Raw genomic sequence first — 14,794 nt, 5'->3', positions numbered from 1 at the left:
GACGGGAGCGAACTACGGGCGTTGCAGGGCACCGTCGCCCCGGCGCGGGGGGCGCCAGGCGCGTCCGGGCTCGGCCTTGGCGGCCGGCGGGAACTTCGCGGCCAGGGCTTCGTCGAGATCGACGCCGAGCCCCGGCGCGTCCGACGGCCACAGGTGGCCGTCCCGGATCTCCGGACAGCCCGGGAAGACCTCCCGGTGCTGCTCGGCGAACAGGTGCTGCTCCTGGATCCCGAAGTTCGGGCCGGCCAGGTCCAGGGCGAGGTTGGCGGCGTGGCCGATCGGCGAGACGTCGCCGGGGCCGTGCCACGCGGTGCGCACGCCGAAGGTCTCGGCGAGGTTCGCCAGCCGCCAGGCCGGGGTCAGGCCGCCGATCGCCGATATGTGGACCCTGATGAAGTCGCACAGGCGTTCGGTGACGACCGGCCGGTACTCGGCGGGATTGACGAACAGCTCGCCGATCGCGATCGGCGTCGCGCACTGGCTCCGGATGGCGCGGAGCCAGTCGAGGTCTTCCGGGGCGACCGGATCCTCGAGGTAGAAAAGGTCGTACTGCTCCAGATCCTTCGCGAGCCGGACGGCCTCGGTGGGGTGCACACGCTCGTGCACGTCATGGATCAGCTCGACTTCGGAGCCGACCTCGCTGCGGAGGTGCTCGAACAGTCCGCGCACCGTCCGCAGATACGCGCGGGGGTCCCACGCGTCACCGGATCCAGCGGCAGCCGGCGCACCGTAGGTACTACCTCCAGGGACGGCTACCTGACAGCGCACGTGCTTATAGCCGGCCTCGATCCATTCCAAGACTTCGTCGGCGACCTCCTCGGCGTCCACCCCGGCGGCATGGGTGTAGAGCGGGACCGCGGTGCGGCAGCGGCCACCGAGCAGCTGCCACACCGGGAGCCCGGCGACCTTGCCCTTGATGTCCCACAACGCCATGTCGACGCCCGACAGAGCGTTGTTCAGGACGGGACCGGAGCGCCAGTACCCCGAGACATGCAGGGTGCTGACGATGTCGGTGATGTCGGCCGGATCGCGGCCGATCAGCTGCGGCGCCAGGTATTCGTCGACCACGGTGGCGACGGCCTTCGCGCGCTGGGTGAAGGTCGCGCATCCGAGGCCGTAGAGACCTGGCTGGTTGGTGTCCACGCGCACCACGACCAGGGTGGTTCCCGTCGGCGCGGTGAGGATGGTCCGGACGCCGGTGATGCGGACGCCCGAGGACTCTTCCAGCCACGGAGGTTCCGGCGGCCGGGTCTCGTGCGAGCTCACTGGCCGATCCCCCAACGCGTGTCGATCCGGCCGCCGGTGAACTGCGCGCCGGTCCCCCAGAACGGGGCGAAGTTGTAGCAGCCCGAGGCGGTTCCCTCGTTCTGCGCCGTCCAGTAGGTGGTGCCGTGGCCGTTCTTGCCGCCGTCGTGGACCTGGACCGCCATGACCGTCTCGTGGACCTGGCCGGCCGGCAGCGCCTGGAGGGCCGCGTACAACTCAGGGAGCTGGTTCCAGTTGATCGCCAGCTCGTAGGTCGTCACCTTGGTGGTGTCGTCCCGGGTGACGACCACGCGGCCGTCGGCGCCGGTGCTCGCGTGCGCGTCCAGTTGGCCCAGCGGCGTCGGAAGCACAGCGTTCGTCGGATAGAAGGTCTGGTAGTTCGTGCCCGGGGCGAGCTGACGGTGCAGTTCGCCGGGGCCGAACGGCAGCGTGGCCACGAACAGGTGCGAGATCGACTTCAGGCACTTCTCGTAGTGCGGGTCGCCGGCCAGCAGGTCGTCGGGGTTGGCGACGATGTCGAACCCGATCTGGACGCTGTCGGCGCTGAACGGGAACAGGTACTGGCCCTGCGCCGAGGCCCACACCAGGTTCGAGGACTGGGTGTCGTCCTCGATGACCGCGCGCACGTACAGGCTCGTGCTGTCCCACGCGGTCTGGTAGCTGTAGGTCTTGGTGTCGCTGACGCCCGCGAGCAGAACAGTGCTCGACATCGTGACCGGCACGACCCCGTTCCACTGGGTCGCGCTGCCGCCCACGGTGATCGAGCGGTTCGGGACGTAGGCGAGCTGGACGGTCTGCGAACCCTTGAGGTGGAAGCCGTCCCGCCCCGGGATCGTGACGTCATAGCCGATCGGGTACTCGTTGCCCGGATCGACCTGGAACGCCTGCACCGGCCAGCACACGACCTGGCTCTCGCCCGGCGCCAGCATCACCGGCCGGGTCGCGGTCGGCGTGGTCCAGCCGGCCGGCGGCGTGATCGTGACGTTCGCGTGCACCGGGGCCGGGGACACGTTCTCCACGCGCAGATCGATCGTGCTGTCCGCGCCGAGCGGCTTCACGAACGACAGCGGCGTGACCTTCACGGGCTCGTCGTAGGTGAACACGGCGCCCTCGGTCAGCAGGGCCTTGAGATCGTTCGGCCGCAGGTCCGTGTCGAAGTACAGGACCTCCCACGGATTCAGCGGCAGCGTGACCGTGGACTTGCCGCCGTCGGACAACTGCGTGCCGAGGTAGTCGTAGACGCGCACGTGCCGCGCGTTGTTCAGGGTCAGCGTGCCGGTGTAGCCGGCGTTCTGGTGCTCCATCGTGCCGTCGTAGAGCTGGTCGGCGTAGATCGCGGCCCGGCCCTTGTTGTCGGTGTGCTTGAACAGGAAGCCCCAGGTCGACCGGGCGGTCGGGTAGAGCTCCTCGAGCAGCTCGCAGTCCTCCAGGACCCGCGCCATCGTGGAGTAGGCGACGATCGCCGCGCCGGGGCTCTTGGTCTTGTTGTCGTACATGTTGAACTCGGCGCCGGAGTAGGTCGCGTCGTAGCACAGCGAGAACCAGAACACCTTGACCGGCGAGTCCTCCTCGGCCCCGGCCAGCATGTGCAGCAGGTAGTTCGGCGTCAGCGTGCGCGCCACACCGTACTGCCGCATGGTCACCGGGTAGTCCGGGAACTGCAGGCTGGCGGCGGTGCCGAGCTCGGTCTGCCACTGCCCGGCCCGGCCCTGGGTCTGGCCGTACTTCTTGTCCAGCTTGATCTGCGTCTTGGTCATCGCGTACTGCGTCGCGTCCGGGAAGCCGTACGCGTGGTTCACCGAGCCGTCGATGTAGCCGACCTTGTCCGAGCCGACCGCGTAGACGATGTCCCGGTTGTAGGTGACCGAGCCGCCGCCGATCAGGTTCACGTCCGGGTAGTCCGGCTTGACCAGGTCCCAGATCAGCTTGGTCATGTCGCGGTAGTCCTGCGCCGTGCCGGTGGCCCAGGACCAGCCGTGCACCCACGGCTCGTTCCACAGCTCCCAGTTCTGCACCAGGTCCTGCAACGGCGCGATGCTGTGGTACACCATCTGCGAGTGGGCGACCATGTCCTTCGGGCGGTTCTGGTACGGCAGCGGCACCGTGCCGTTGGGCAGCGGCTGCACGTTCCAGGACATGTTGTAGTTGATGCCGCCGATCGGCGTGATCCCGAGGGCCAGCCAGTCCTGGACCTCGGCGCGCGCGGCGTCGATCGCGGTCTGGTCCCAGAACACGCCGGGCGAGGGGGCCACGGTGTCGGGCTCGACGGCGACGATGCCGCGGGTCCACTTCACGCCCATCCGCGCGGCGATCTGGCGGCTGGTCGCCCAGGTGCCCTCCGGGCGGATCCCGAGGCCGAACACCGAGTTCGGGCGCAGGCCGGCGACCGTCTGGCGGATGACCCCGAGACCGTGGACGGCGTCGCCGATCAGCACGCTGTTGTCGGACTTCGTGACCGTGACCGCCACCTGATAGTGGTCCGGGCCCAGCGCGCCGAGCGGGATGGTGACCACCCCCGGCGACCCGGCCGGGGCGCTGAACGGCGAGGTGCCGGTGCCCAGCTGTGTGGTGCCGCGCCGGGTCAGGGTCCAGGTGATGGTGCCGGTCATCGCGACCGTGCTGTTGAAGGTGACGACCAGCGCCGCCGCGGCGGTGCCGCTGTTCGGGTCGGCGATGTAGAGCCCTGTGGTGTCGCTGAAATTGACGTCCACCAAAGGGATGCGAACCGCGGCGGGGCTCGTGGTGTCGGCGGCGATCGCGTCGGCCTGGGCATCGGGGCTGCCGATCACGCCGGCCGCGACGGCGCCGGCGGTCGCGGCCGCGCCGTACCCCAGGGCGCGGCGCCGGCTTATCGAGTCGTTGGGGTGGAACATTTCTCGGGCCTCCATAACGACGGAGCAGGTATCAGGCCTATGCGACAGGTGTGATGAGGCACAGGCCGGAGGGGGGAACCGCGACGGAGACCGGCCCGAGGGCGAGGCGTGTGTTCTCCGTGCGGACAGGCCGACCGCAGGCGTCTGACACGGTCAGGCGCACGTCGGCTTGGTGCGGAAGGTCGAGGACGACGCGGCCGGTGGCGGTGGCGTTGACCACGGCGGCCTCGCGGAGCCCGCCCAGCACTTGCAGATGATGCAGATCGAGCGGGACCAGATGCTGTGCGCTGTGCAGGACCGCCACGGCGCGCTCGGCGTCGGCGGCGGTCACCACCGGATACAGCTCGTCGGGACGCCCGGCGCGCAGCCGGCCGCCGGTGAGCAGATCGCGGCGCTCCCGCCAGAAACCGAGCCAGAAGGCGATCATGGCGCGATGCTCGGCGGGCAGATCGGCGAGCCGCACCGAGATCTGCGGAACGGTGTGCAGGACGGCCAGCAGCTGCCGGGCGGCCTGCTCGGGGGTGGCGCTCGCGTCCCACATCAGCATGTCGGAGTGGATCGCGGCGTCCGGGGCGAGCAGCGCCAGGTCCAGGGACTTCACGCGGTTGGCGACGGCGTCGGCCGGACAGTCGCTGGCCCGCAGGACGTTCGCGTAGGCGAGTATCGCAGGGCCCGTGTACGGCTGGCGGAACTCGATGAGGAAGTCGGTGCCGCGGGCGGCGTGGAGCCGGTCGCGCAGAGCGGCCAGCATGACGCGCATCGCGGTGCCGACGTCCGGGATCCAGTCTTCGCTGGCCGAGCCGGAGGTGTTTCCCGCCCCGGCGTACGTCCCACTCGCGTACGCCGAGGCGGAGTCCAGGAAATCGATCTTCAGGCCGTCCAGGCCGTACGCCTCGACGAGGCGCGCACAGCTGTCGACGACGAACTCGCGGACGCGTGCGTGCCGCGGGTCCAGGACGTGGCAGCGCCATTCGGGCCGGGCGTGCGGCGCGAAACCGGCGAGCTCTTCGCGCGCCGCGCTGTCCTGGCCGAGCAACAGCGGGGCGATCCAGGCCATGTACTTCAGGCCGGTCTCGTGGACCGCGGCGACGTGCGCGCCGAAGTCCGGGAACTTCTCGGGCTCCGGTTCCCAGTCGCCGCACCCGGCGTAGCCGCCGCCGGTGCCGCCGCGCTGCCAGCCGTCGTCCAGGATGAGGAGTCCGCATCCTGATTCGGCCGCCAGCTTCGCCTCGGCCTCGATCGCCGCCGCGCTCACCTCTTGGTGGTAGGAGTACCACGTCGAGTAGGTCGCGGTCCGGCCGGCGTCCGGCACGGGCAGCGGTGTCCCGGGAGCCTGCCAGCGCGCCAGTTCGCGCAGCGCGTCGGCGTGCGACCGCCCGGGCTCGGCTATGCGGATCCGGCAGACCTCGCCGGGCTCCAGGTCCATTGCCAGCCAGACGCCGAACCGGCCGGTGCGCTCGCCGACACCGGACTTCACCAGGGTGGTGGCGACCACGCGGTCGGTGGCGAAAGCGAGCATCGCGTTGCCGTCCGCGTCGTACAGACACCCCAGCGGGGCCGAGTCGGCCAGGCCGACCGCGCGCCAGCCGGTCATCCAGTCCGCGGCGAGGTGGCGGTCCCAGCCGCAGGCCGGGTGCCAGTAGCCGACGGCGCCGCCGAGCGGGACGTCGAGACGTACCAACGTTGTCTCCGAAATCCCACCGGCGAGCTCGACGACACCGCCCTCTGATTCTCCGGCGACGATCGGTCCCGGCCCTGGGGCGAGCCGCGTCACGACGGTACCGTGCACCTCAAGAGCACTACCGTCGTTCCACAGTCGACGCGGGTCGGGAAGGGGAATCATCACCTTTCCTTTCGAGGGATTGGTGAGGACCATAGCCAGGCTGAGACAACGTTGTCCAGCGTTTCGGGCAGAGAAAGGAAAGCGCATTCCGATGGTCGATCCGGAGGTATTCGTACCCTGCGATGCTCAAGTCGGAGAGGGTCCGGTGGTCGAGGAAGCGGCCGGACGTCTGGTGTTCGTGGACATCCCGCAGGGCCGTCTCTTGCGGGCTGATCTGCGCAAACCGGGACCCGCGACCGAGATCGCGAACGTCGGCATGAGTCTCGGCGCGGTGGCACCGCGCCGAAGCGGAGGCTGGGTCGCCGCGTGTGCCGAAGGTTTCGGAACCCTGAGACCGGACGGCGCCCTCACTGTCCGGCATCCGGTGCTCGCCGATCCGGCGTTGCGGATGAACGACGCCAAGTGCGACTCAGCGGGCCGATTCTGGGCCGGCAGCACGCACGTGTCCTTCGAACCCGGCCGTGGGGCGCTGCGCTGCTGGGATACCGAGCGCGGGGTCCGAACCGTTGCCGAAGGGCTGACGCTGCCGAACGGCCTGGGCTGGAGCCCCGACGACGCGGTCTTCTACCTGGCGGACAGCATGCGGCGGGTGGTGCTGAGGGCGGCGTTCGATGTGCGCGACGGCACGATCGGGCCCTTCAGCGAACTGATTCACGTCGAAGGCGGACTGCCCGACGGCCTGTGCGTCGACGAGGACGGCTGCCTGTGGCTCGCCGTCTGGGGCGCCGGCGAGGTGCGGCGTCACGATCCGCACGGACGGCTGCTGGCCACTGTGCGCTTTCCGGTGTCGCGGCCGTCTTCCTGCGCCTTCGGCCCCGACGGCACCTTGTTCGTGACGTCCGCGCGCGAAGGAACGGAGGCCGCGCGCGAGCCCCTGGCCGGCTCGGTCTTCGCCGTGGACGCCGGTCTGCGCGGGCGGCCGGCGAGTATATTCGAGGACTGATTTAATGGGAGGGCGCGGCGTCGGTTCACACCGTGCCGGGTCAACCGGCGCTGCGCACCACCAACTCGGTCGGCACGACCACGGTCTTGGGCCGCGACCGGTCCCCGCCTATCCGGTTGAACAGCAGCTCCGCGCCGATGCGCCCGATCTCGCGCACGTCGTAGGAGACCACCGTCAGCGGCCAGGGCACGAACACGGCGGTCTCGAAGTCGTCGAAGCCCACCAGCTCCACCTGCGCCGAGCGGCCGCCCAGCGCGCTGAGCGCGCCCAGGACCAGCCGGTTGTTCAGCGCGAACACCGCCGTCGGCGGCTCGGGGCCGTCGAGCATCGCGTTCACCGCCGCGGTGGCGTCGGCCACGGTGTGCACGCCGTACTTGATCAGGTCCGGCCGGTAGGGCAGCCCGGCCTGCTCCAACGCCTTCTCCGCGGCGCCCAGCCGCTCGGCCATCGTGGAGATGCTCAGCCAGTCCGAGACCACGCCGATCCGGGTGTGCCCGGCGGCGGCCAGGTGCTCGATGGCCATCCGGGCCCCGGCCGCGTTGTCGATCAGGACCGTGTCCGCGCGCAGGTTGCGCGGCGGCCGGTCCAGGAACACGATCGGCGTGCCGCGCTCGATCTCCGGGCGCAGGTACACGTGGTCGGCGTCGGCGGCCGGGACCACCAGCAGGCCGTCCACCCGCCGCTCGCACAGCTCCAGCAGCAGTTTGCGCTCGCGGTCGGCGTCCTCCTCCGAGCTCGCCGTGATCAGCAGGGTGTCGCGGTCCAGCGCGTACTGCGCCGCCGCCGCGGCGATGCCGGCGTAGAACGGGTTCCCCAGGTCCTCGATGAGCAGGCCCACCGTCGCCGAACTGCTGCCGGCCCGCAGGTTGCGGGCCATGTCGTTGCGGCGGAAACCGAGTTCGGCGACGGCGGCGTTCACCTTGCCGACCAGCTGGGGGTCGACGGTGGGGACGTTGTTGACCACGCGCGAGACCGTCTTCAGGCTGACGCCCGCGATCCGCGCCACGTCCGCCATGGTCGGGCGGCGTATATCGCCACCGGCGCTGGGCGTGCTCATCCTGCGGTCCGGCTCCTTCCGGCGACACGGCGCCGGGACCGGTGCCTACGTTGTCTTGTGCCGCTACTGTAGCGCCTCCAGGGTGAAGGTGAAGCTCGCCTCCGTGGCTTCGAGGCGATGGCGGGGCTGCAGGGGGTGGCCGCACGACGCACTTCCGACGCCGTGGTGTGCGTGGTCCACATGGACGTGCACCTGTCCGGAGGGTTCGAGCTCGTCGGGGTGGCGCGCCGCCTCCAGCGTGCCGGTGCTCCACGGACGCACCGCGAGGTCGAAGTGCGGGGCGCCGGACAGCAGCAGGCCGCTGCCGTCGGGCCGGGTGAGCGAGGCCCTGCGGACCTGGTGCCGGTTGCCGTTCTCCTGCGGGAACAGGTAGGGCGTCTGCAGATCGGAGACAGAGCTCTGATAGCGGCCCACGCGCACCGCCGACCGGCTGTCCCGGTAGGCCTCGCCGGGCCCGAGCCCGTACCAGCTCACGGTGTCCAGATCGCCGGGCAGGCGGAAGGAGACCCCGAACCGGGGGAGCGGGCACGGCCAGGGGCGGTTCGGCGAGGTGTGGACGGTCAGGCTCAGCCGGGCGTCGGTCGCCGACCAGACGTAGACGACGTCGAGGTGGTGGTCCCGGCCGGCGGGCCCGACGCGGGTGGTGACGGTGAACGCGTCGGGCTCGGACTCCACCGCGAGCACGTTGTGCACCAACCGGTCCAGGCCCGCCTTGCGCCAGTCGTCGAGCAGCGGCGGCGCGGTGAAGGAGGACCAGCGCTCGTTGTCGATCGGGGCGCGCCACAGGTCCAGCGCGAAGCCCTCGACCGCCAGTCCGGCCAGGCCCAGCAGCTCCCCGGAGGAGGAATCGAAGGTGGCCGCGCCGAGGGTGACGGTGTCGCCGAGGCGTTGCGGCGTCAGGTAGTCGGCCGCCGCGTCGCCGCGGTCGATCGTGGTGCCGCCGGCGGAAGTGGCGTTCAGCAGCGCGTCGGCGGCCAGCGCGACGGCCTGGTCCACCAGCGGATCGGCGTCGGTGACCGGTGCGTCCTCCAGCTCGATCTGGCCCCAGGCGACGCGGTGCCCGGCCGGGGCCCAGGGCTCGTCGGCGGCCAGTCCCGCCTCCAGGGTCAGCCAGCGCTCGCCGGGGCCGGCCGCGTCGGCGGCCTTGGTCAGCTCCTCGGGGTACCGGAAGCGGAAGGCAGCGCCCGGCGGGATCGGCGGAACGGCGAGCTCGTCCTGCGCGATGAGGTCGCCGTCGATCTCCAGCCGCCAGCTCCAGCGCAGATATCCGGTGTCCCGGCTGTGGTGCAGGTTGCGGATGGTGTCGCCCTCGACGCGGACCGGTTCGCAGAGCTTTGCGTACTCCAGCAGGCCCGGCGAGGGCGTGCGGTCCGGGAACAGCAGGCCGTCGGCGACGAAGTTGCCGTCGTGCACCCGCTCGCCGAAGTCGCCGCCGTAGGCGTGGTGCGAGCCCTGCGCGATGCCGTGGTCGATCCACTCCCAGACGAAGCCGCCGGCCAGCCGCGGATGGGCCTCGAACAGGTCGCGGTACTCCAGCAGGCCGCCGGGGCCGTTGCCCATCGCGTGCGCGAACTCGCACAGGACGAAGGGCAGCGAGCGCCGGTGCGCGTCCACGGCCGGATCGGACGTCGTCGGCTCCTGATACACGCCGATGGCGGCCACGTGGTCGTAGTTCGAGTACATCCGCGAGTACAGGTCGACGTAGGAGGCGTCCCGGTCGCCCTCGTAGTGGATCAGCCGCTCGGGGTCGCGCTCCCGGATCCACGCGGCCATCGCGGCCAGGTTCTCGCCGCTGTCGCACTCGTTGCCCAGCGACCAGATCACCACGCTCGGGTGGTTCTTGTCCCGCTCGACCATGCGCTCGGCGCGGTCCAGCAGCGCCTCGCGCCACGCCGGGTCGGCGACCGGGTTGTCGCGCCAGCCGGCCAGGGCGAAGCCGTGGGTCTCCAGGTCGCACTCGTCGACGACCCAGAGCCCGTATTCGTCGCACAGGTCCAGGAAGCGGGAGTCCGGCGGGTAGTGCGAGGTGCGGACGGCGTTGATGTTGTGCCGCTTCATCAGCAGCACGTCCTCGAGCATCGTCTCGGGGCTCAGGGTGCGGCCGGTCAGCGGGTGCCACTCGTGGCGGTTCACGCCGCGGAACTTCAGCGGCTTGCCGTTGGCCAGCAGGACGCCGTCGGCGGTCTCGACGCGGCGGAAGCCGATCCGGACCGGGACGCGCTCGCCGGCGCTGACCAGCTCGCCGGTGTACAGGCGCGGCCGCTCGTCGCTCCACGGTTCCACGTGCGCGATGACGAACGGCCCGGCCGGGTCGGCGTCGGTGATGCCGAGCTCGCCGATGGTGAGGCGGGCGCTGCCGGTGACGTCGACGCGGAGCGTGCCCTGGCCGGTGGCCGGGTCGTAGTCGGCGTGGACGAAGAAGTCCGAGATCCCGTCGCGAGGCCGCTCCAGGATCGCCGCCGACCGGAAGATGCCGGACAGCCACCACATGTCCTGGTCTTCCAGGTAGGTGCCGGCCGACCACTGGTGGACCCGGACCGCGATCACGTTGCGCCGTCCCGGTTCCAGCGCGGCCGAGACGTCGAACTCGGTGGGCAGCCGCGAGCCCTTGCCGTCGCCGAGCAGCGTGCCGTTCAGCCAGACCGCGAAGCACGAGTCGACGCCCTCGAAGCGCAGCCGGGAGCCGTCGGCGGGGAAGTCGCCGGGGACGTCGAAGGCATAGCGGTACTCGCCGGTCGGGTTCTCGCGCGGGACGTGCGGCGGGTTCAGCGGGATCGGGTAGGTGACGTTCGTGTACGCCGGCGCGCCGTACCGCGGCTCGCCGGGCACGCCGTCCATCTGCCAGCACGACGGGACGGCGATCTCGTCCCAGCGCGCGTCGTCGAAGTCCGGGGCCTGGAAGTCCTGGGTGGTGTCATGCAGCCCGGCGGCCAGCCGGAACCGCCACCGTCCGTCGAGCCCGAGCACCGCGGCGTCGGAGGCGAACGCCGCACGCGGCGCTGCGCGGCCGGTGCCGGGGGAGCGGTCCTCGACGTAGGCGAACAGCTGGTTGGTGGTCTCCATGGTCAAGTTGGCACATCCTTAAGATCCGGGATCAGATGATGGCGGCCGGTGGCGGGGCCGTGGACGCGCGCACCATGAGCCGGCCGGCCATGATGGTCTCGTCGTTGTGCGTGGTGTTGCCGTCGAGCAGATCCAGCAGGATCTGCGCGGCGCGCCGTCCCAGGTCCACGCTTTGCAGCGCGACGCTGGTCAGCGGAGTCTCGCCGAGGACCGCGGCGGACGTGTCGTCGAACCCTGCGACCGAGACGTCGCCGGGCACGTTCCGGCCGTTCTCCCGCAGCCGACGCAGGACGCCCAGGGCCATGGCGTCGTTGAAGGCGAAGATCGCGGTCGGCGGATCGGGCGGTCCCATCAGGTGCTGCGCGGCGGCGTACCCGGATTCGAAGGTGAAGTCCCCGTGGACGATCAGGTTCGGGCCGGGTTCTATGCGCGCGTCGCGGAAGGCGCGGTGGACGCCGCGAAGGCGCGCGTCCATCGCCAGCCGGCTCTCCGGCGGGCCGTTGACCACGCCGATACGGCGGTGGCCGAGGGCAAGCAGGTGCTGGGTGACCGCGTAGGCGCCGCCTTCGTCGTCGGGGTGCACCATGGGGAGGTCGTCTTCGGTGTAGCCGATCACCACGACCGGGTAGCCCAGCTCCACCAGGTGCGGCAGCGCCGCCGTCCCGCCCCCGCCCTCGACGATCAGGCCGTCGACCAGACGGCGGCGGTCGAAGCGGCGGTAGGCGGAGGCCGGATCCTTGGAGGTCTCGCGGGTGGACAGCAGCATGCCGTAGCCGCGGGCGGCCAGTTCCTGCTCCGCGCCGGTCATCATGCGGATCAGGTGGTCGTTCGCGAAGGCGAAGCCCGGGTCGTGCGGGATCACCATGCCGACCACCTCGGTGCGGCCGCGGGCCATGGCGCGGCCGCCGGCGCTGGGCCGGTAGCCGAGTTCGGTCATGGCGGCGACGACGCGCTCGCGGACCGCGTCGGTGACGGTCGGATCGCCGTTCACCACGCGGGAAACCGTCTGGTGCGAGACCCCTGCGTGCTCGGCGACGCTGCGCATGGTCGGCCGTCCTGGCATCCCTCACCCTCCCCGGGAATGAACGCTCACTTTACAGACTGGCACTCGCCGGCTGTTGACAGTGTGGTTCGTCGTACCTAGCTTCCTCATTGCCCTCAAGTGAACGCTCACTTTACAGCCGTTCTAGGGAGCTTGGCATGGAGGAGACAACGGGAATGACGCGTCGGCAGCTCATTGTGAGCAGCGCCGGCGCCGTGATCGCAAGCGGGGCCGCCGCGGCTCTGCTCGGTGAGACGGCTACTGCTTCGGCTTCGATACAGGAGGCGTCTGCCACCACCTTTCCCACGCTGAACGTCACGACCTCGTGGGTGGGGAACACGTACGCCGGCGCGACCCAATGGATGCAGGACTTCCTGTTCAACATCGCCGTCACCGCCGACGGCACCGTCTACACCAACAGTTTCTGGGACGAGGGCGGCGACGAGGCGGGGATCTACAAGGACGGCAAGCTCGTCGGGAACAGCCACAGCGCGAACGGCGATGCGGTGGCGGTGAACAGCAAGAACGCGTTCCTGACGGTCGGCAACGGCTTGACGGCGTTCTCGCTTGCGGGCGTCGCGGGCACGGTGACGTTCGCGGTGGGGAGCCCGCCGGCCGCGGCCGCCGCGACGGACACGCAGGTGATCGCCACCGACCGGGTGCAGAACCGGGTCATCGTGTTCGACGCCACGACCGGCGCGATCGTCCGGACCTGGGCCGTGAACCAGCCCGGCGCCGTCACGATCGATCCGAAGAGCGGCGACGTCTGGGTGGTCTCCGGTGTCACCCGCGACACCGACGACGGGCACTTCTGGCACGTGACCGCGCCCGGGCCGGCGAAGGTCCTGGGGTTCACGAACACGGGAACCGCTTTGCCGGGCACCATTTCCGGGCCGGCCGCCACCTGGATCCCGACCTCGCTGGCCGTCGACGTCAACGGCAACCTGCTGGTCGGCGACAACGGCCCGCTGCGGCAGGTACACACCTATACCGGGCTCGCCTCGCCGAAGCCGACCCTGGCCAAGAGCCTCGGCCAGCCCGGCGGCATCGGCGCCGGGACGCCGGGGCAGCCGGCGGCGGGCAAGCTGTGGGGCATCTCGGGCGTCGGCGGCGACTCGGCGGGCAACGTGTACGTCGCGATGAACGAGTTCGGCACCTGGCTGCGCAAGTACAACCCGGCCGGGGACCTGGTGTGGCAGCTGGTCGGGCAGGAGTTCGTGACGTCAGGGGACTTCGACCCGGCGTCCAAGGCACTGGACGTCTACAGTCCGCACGCGCACTACCGCATGGACTACGGCAAGGCCCCGGGCAGCGACTCGACCTGGCTCGGCTACACCCTGGACTCGGTGAAGTACCCGCAGGACCCGCGGCTGTTCATGTTCGGGCACCACCACCACACGACCTCGGCGTTCATGCGCCGCCTGAACGGCGACCTGTACATGTACACGACCGGCATGTACAGCGGCGAGCTGGTGATCCACAAGATGGAGGGCGAGATCGCCAAGCCCTCCGCCGCGATCTTCAAGGCGCACTTCACCGACTACCCGGGCTGGCCCCCCTTCCAACCCGCCGCCGGCGAGTGGATCTGGCGCGACTCCAACGGCGACGGTGCCTTCACCGCCGACGAGTACACGGTCCCCGGCACCGGAGCGAGCTCGCCGAGCAACTGCTGGGTCTGGTTCGTCGACGACAAGGGCGACGTCTGGGAGGGCGGCGACCGCGACCTGCGCCGCTACCCGCTGCAGGGCTTCGACGGCCAGGGCAACCCGATCTACACCTACACCAGCATGGTCACGATCGCACTGCCGGCGCCGTTCAAACCGGTCCGGCGCCTGTACTACGACGTGGCCACGGACGTGATGTACGTGTCCGGATACACCGCCGCGCAGCCCTTCGAGAACGCGCACTGGAAGGAGTGCGGCAAGGTCCTGGCCCGCTACGACAAGTGGAGCACCCTCAACCCGGCCACGGCCACCCCGACCTGGCAGACCCTGCTGCCCTGGGACGAGACCGTCCAACCGGTGGCCACGACCCCGGTGAGCTGGCAGCCGGCCGGCGAGTACATCTTCGTCTGCGGCATCGCCACCCGCGGCCAGGTGTGGGTGTACAAGGCCGCCGACGGATCTGCGGTCGGCACCTGGCAGCCGAGCGCGATCGTCGGACCGCCCTCGGCGTACGGCCCGACGGGCTGGGTGGACATCCCGTACGGGCTGAACGCCGCGGTGGGGGCGGACGGGACGTATCACGTGACGGTCGAGGACGATCTGAAGAACAAGATTCTGGTGTACAGCTGGAAGCCGTGATGGCGGTGGCTGTCACCGGCACGGTGACGTTGCGTTCGGCACGGAACACAGATCCGCGCGCACCTGCCGCGCCGGCTCTACCCAAGTAGCTGCCAGCTGGCAGTTCATGTGTCGCCTGAGGCATCGGGCAGGCTCGGGACGAATTCGACGGGCACGATCGGCGACGCGGCGATGGGCGACGACATGAGGCTGAAGAAGGCTTTCGACGAACCGAGCCCGCCCACCGACCTCGGCGGGATCTCGTACGAGATCTTGCCCGCGGGCACTGATGGCACGATCACGGTTGTCGTCGCCTACCCCGATGAAGGGGGGACCCATAGCCTCGCGGATCCCGTCGGTATCCGGCCGGCGAGGACAAAGCAATAAGTGCAACGCGCGCGGCGCGGCAAGCCGTCCCCGGCCTG

9 protein-coding genes are annotated in these 14,794 nt (G+C 70.5%); 2 read left to right on the top strand and 7 right to left on the bottom strand.

The features are described from left to right. Window positions 1-12 precede the first annotated feature (12 nt). Genes ABIA35_RS16025 through ABIA35_RS16015 form a run of 3 tightly spaced genes read right to left on the bottom strand, consistent with a single transcriptional unit; the run spans window position 13 to window position 5,982 of the window. Window positions 13-1,266: an enolase C-terminal domain-like protein gene (locus ABIA35_RS16025; RefSeq protein WP_370358383.1), complete on the bottom strand. Its 1,254-nt coding sequence runs from the start codon at window positions 1,264-1,266 to the stop codon at window positions 13-15. Next, window positions 1,263-4,139 carry a hypothetical protein gene (locus tag ABIA35_RS16020; RefSeq protein ID WP_370358382.1) on the bottom strand — a complete coding sequence of 959 codons (2,877 nt, stop codon included), beginning with the start codon at window positions 4,137-4,139 and terminating at the stop codon, window positions 1,263-1,265. Before ABIA35_RS16020 ends, ABIA35_RS16025 begins: the two co-directional genes overlap by 4 nt. Window positions 4,140-4,176: 37 nt before the next feature. After that, window positions 4,177-5,982 (bottom strand): glycoside hydrolase family 36 protein, encoded by a 1,806-nt coding sequence (locus tag ABIA35_RS16015; protein WP_370358381.1) that lies wholly within the window; start codon window positions 5,980-5,982, stop codon window positions 4,177-4,179. Between the two features lie 22 nt (window positions 5,983-6,004). Here ABIA35_RS16015 and ABIA35_RS16010 point away from each other — a divergent pair, with 22 nt between their 5' ends. Next, the gene (locus ABIA35_RS16010) at window positions 6,005-6,925 is read left to right on the top strand and encodes an SMP-30/gluconolactonase/LRE family protein (RefSeq protein WP_370358380.1); all 921 of its coding nucleotides are present in this window, start codon (window positions 6,005-6,007) and stop codon (window positions 6,923-6,925) included. A 40-nt stretch (window positions 6,926-6,965) separates the two neighbouring features. Here the strand turns inward: ABIA35_RS16010 and ABIA35_RS16005 are convergent, their stop codons facing one another. From ABIA35_RS16005 to ABIA35_RS15995, 3 genes are all read right to left on the bottom strand, one after another. After that, window positions 6,966-7,982: a LacI family DNA-binding transcriptional regulator gene (locus ABIA35_RS16005; RefSeq protein ID WP_370339457.1), complete on the bottom strand. Its 1,017-nt coding sequence runs from the start codon at window positions 7,980-7,982 to the stop codon at window positions 6,966-6,968. A 63-nt stretch (window positions 7,983-8,045) separates the two neighbouring features. After that, entirely contained in the window at window positions 8,046-11,045 is a 3,000-nt protein-coding gene (locus ABIA35_RS16000) for a glycoside hydrolase family 2 TIM barrel-domain containing protein (RefSeq protein WP_370358466.1), read from the bottom strand. Window positions 11,046-11,076: 31 nt separating this feature from the next. Further along, on the bottom strand, window positions 11,077-12,108 hold the full coding sequence (locus ABIA35_RS15995; protein ID WP_370358379.1) for a LacI family DNA-binding transcriptional regulator: 1,032 nt from the start codon (window positions 12,106-12,108) through the stop codon (window positions 11,077-11,079). A gap of 137 nt (window positions 12,109-12,245) precedes the next feature. On the opposite strand from ABIA35_RS15995, the gene ABIA35_RS15990 reads away from it, so the two are divergent. Further along, complete coding sequence (locus ABIA35_RS15990; RefSeq protein WP_370358378.1) at window positions 12,246-14,390, top strand: hypothetical protein; 2,145 nt, start codon at window positions 12,246-12,248, stop codon at window positions 14,388-14,390. A gap of 104 nt (window positions 14,391-14,494) precedes the next feature. Here the strand turns inward: ABIA35_RS15990 and ABIA35_RS15985 are convergent, their stop codons facing one another. After that, the gene (locus tag ABIA35_RS15985) at window positions 14,495-14,656 is read right to left on the bottom strand and encodes a hypothetical protein (protein WP_370358377.1); all 162 of its coding nucleotides are present in this window, start codon (window positions 14,654-14,656) and stop codon (window positions 14,495-14,497) included. Between the last annotated feature and the right edge of the window lie 138 nt (window positions 14,657-14,794).

Source organism: Catenulispora sp. MAP12-49, from assembly GCF_041262705.1.
GTDB lineage: Bacteria > Actinomycetota > Actinomycetes > Streptomycetales > Catenulisporaceae > Catenulispora.
Note: the sequence above shows the minus strand (reverse complement) of the source record. Positions and strands in the feature narration are given on the sequence as shown.